Raw genomic sequence first — 2,758 nt, 5'->3', positions numbered from 1 at the left:
AAGGTGAATACTTTTCCGCGAAGTGAACGAGCAAAAATGAGTCCCCGAAGCATTGACACTTTTCAGACGCTGTTTCCTGCGGTTTCGCCGAGTTTTTCCTGCAGTTTTGGCGTCAAAAAGTGTGGATGCTTCGGGGGTCCAAAATAGGTCGTTCACTTCGCGGAAAAGTATTCACCTTCGTTTTCGCGCAGACACGAATCCGGCCGCCACAACGCAAAACGGGGCCCGCGCGCAGCGCAGACCCCGTCAAAAAAGATAACTCCCGGTGCCTAGTACTGTTCGATGCCCATGTAGCGGCGGAACTCGGGACTGTGGTCGAACACCTTGCCGGGGGCGGTGCGCAGCTCGGCGTTGACCTTCTCGCGTGCGGCGGGCACGCCAGTGCGGCCGGTTTTATCGTCGGATGCCATCGTTACGCTCCATCCCGCGCATGCTCGGACTCAAACTCTTCAATCACCGCCATAAACTGCTCGCCAAAGGCGTCGGCCTTTTTCTCACCGATACCGTTGACCTGAATAAGCTCATCGCGCGTCTGTGGGCGTAGGCGGCACAGGCCGCGCAGGGCCTTGTCGGAAAAGACCATGTACGGCGCCATCTCCAGCTCGGTCGAAATCTCCTTGCGCAGAGCGAGCAGGAGCTCGAACAACTCGGCATCGTCGCCCACGCGCGGGCGCTGATTCAGCTCGGCCTCCTCGTGCAGCAAGTCCACCGCTCGGCGGGCGCGGGCCGAGGCCTTGCGCTTGGACGCACGACGCTTAATGGTAAAGGCAAACACCTCGTCCTCGACCTCGCCGGCACGCGGGCCCAGCCCCACGACCGGGTACTGCCCCTGCGAGGTAGCCAAATAGCCACGGCCACACAGCTGGCCGATGATGTCCTTGATACGCCCGACCGATTCGCTCGACAGTTCACCGTAGCCGCGGTCCTCGTCCAGATGCATCCGGCGAATGCGCTCGGTGTTGCCGCCGTGGAGCACATCGGCGATCAGCGACTTGCCAAAACGCATGGGTCGCGTGGCCACATAGCGCACAGCGGCGCGGGCCATATCGGTGACGTCCTCGACCTCGAACTGCGTGAGGCAGTTGCTGCAGTTGCCACAGCCCTCGGCCTCGTCCGTGGCGGTACTGTCCGTACCGGCCGCGGCATGCTCGGCCGCGACCTCGTCGCCAAAGTAGCGCAGCATGTATTCGCGCAGGCAGCCGGTGGTATTGCAGTAGCCCTCCATCTGGCTGAGCAGGCGATAACGGTTCTGGAGCGCCCACGCGCGCTGCTCGTCGTCGAGCGCCTCGTCGGCCACATCGCCGCGGTCGATCAAAAAGCGGCGCATGCGAAAATCGTTACCGTTCCACAGCAAGTGGCAGCTGGCCGGATCGCCATCGCGGCCGGCGCGGCCCGCCTCTTGGTAGTACGCCTCGATGCTCTCGGGCACGTTGTTGTGAATCACATAGCGCACGTTGGGCTTGTCGATGCCCATGCCAAAGGCGTTGGTAGCAACCATCACCTGAATGTCGTCGTCGATAAAGGCACGCTGGCTCTGGCTGCGGGCGTCGTTGCCCATGCCGGCATGGTAGCGGCCAACGCGAATGCCGCTGGGGCCCAGTGCCTCGGCAAGCTTGCCTGCCAGCGCATCGACTGTCTTGCGGGTCGAGCAATACACGATGCCGCTCTCGCTCGAATGCGCGATCACATAGTCGCGCACCCACGCGGCCTTGGCCTTGTCGCCCATCTCCTCGCAGCCAAAGTAGAGGTTCTTGCGATCGAAGCCCGTCACCACCGTCGCGGGATTTTGCAGGCCGAGCATTTGCTGGATATCGGCGCGCACGCGCTCGGTCGCCGTGGCGGTAAACGCTGCCACGATCGGGCGCCGCGGCAGCGAATCGATAAACTCGCGAATCTGCAGGTAAGCAGGACGGAAATCCTGGCCCCACTGGCTCACGCAGTGGGCTTCGTCAATGGCCACGAGCGGAACGCCGATGCCGCCTTCGGCTGCAGCTTCCTGCGCAAAGGCCAGAAAGCGCGGCTCGAGCAGACGCTCGGGCGCCACATACATAAGCTGGTAGCGCCCCTCACGAGCACGCTTGAGCACGGTATTTTGCTGAGCCGGCGTAAGGCTGGAGTTGAGATAACTGGGGCGCGCACCCGCCGCGAGCAGCGCGCGGGTCTGGTCCTCCATAAGCGACAGCAATGGGCTCACCACAAAGGTGATGCCGGGCAGCATGAGCGCGGGCACCTGGTAGCAGATAGACTTGCCGGCGCCTGTGGGCATAACGCCGAGCGCATCGCGGCCGGCAAGGATCGCATCCACCATGCGGTCCTGTCCCGGGCGAAACGCGGTGTAGCCAAAATAGGCGCCGAGCGTGTCGAGCGCCATCTGCTGCATGCTATCGGTCATGGTTTCCTAACGTCCAAGTCATCTGCCGCCGATTATACGCCGCCACGCGGACCGCTGCCGCACGGCTGTCAGCCACGCTCATTCTGCGGGCAGTCATTGGGGACGTTCTTGAATGGCTAGTCGTTTAAGAACGTCCCCAATGACTATCTTGACAAGCGCGGAAACGTTGCTGGTTGAACATAAGTCAGCGAAAACGCCCCTAAGCGAGCAAGGTGACGTGAAAGAGGAGGGAAGCGTACTTCGGTACACGACCGACGATTGAACGTCAGATTGCCGCTTAGGGGCGTTTGCAGCGCCGACCGGTCCGCCGTTCGTTAGAACGGTGGAACCAAAGGCGCAGCGTCGAGCTGTTACGCGGTTTGGTAA

Annotated in this window: 2 protein-coding genes; both read right to left on the bottom strand. The window is 62.1% G+C overall.

Annotated features, from left to right (window positions below; all coding sequences use genetic code 11):
* Window positions 1-269: 269 nt before the first annotated feature.
* Window positions 270-410, bottom strand: a complete 141-nt coding sequence (locus SFLMC1_RS06475; RefSeq protein ID WP_187323886.1) for a hypothetical protein — start codon at window positions 408-410, stop codon at window positions 270-272.
* A gap of 2 nt (window positions 411-412) precedes the next feature.
* Window positions 413-2,392, bottom strand: coding sequence for a RecQ family ATP-dependent DNA helicase (locus SFLMC1_RS06470; RefSeq protein WP_152074109.1), 1,980 nt, complete (start codon window positions 2,390-2,392; stop codon window positions 413-415).
* Between the last annotated feature and the right edge of the window lie 366 nt (window positions 2,393-2,758).

The sequence above is a fragment of the Collinsella aerofaciens genome (assembly GCF_901212495.1).
Lineage (GTDB): Bacteria > Actinomycetota > Coriobacteriia > Coriobacteriales > Coriobacteriaceae > Collinsella > Collinsella aerofaciens_H.
Note: the sequence above shows the minus strand (reverse complement) of the source record. Positions and strands in the feature narration are given on the sequence as shown.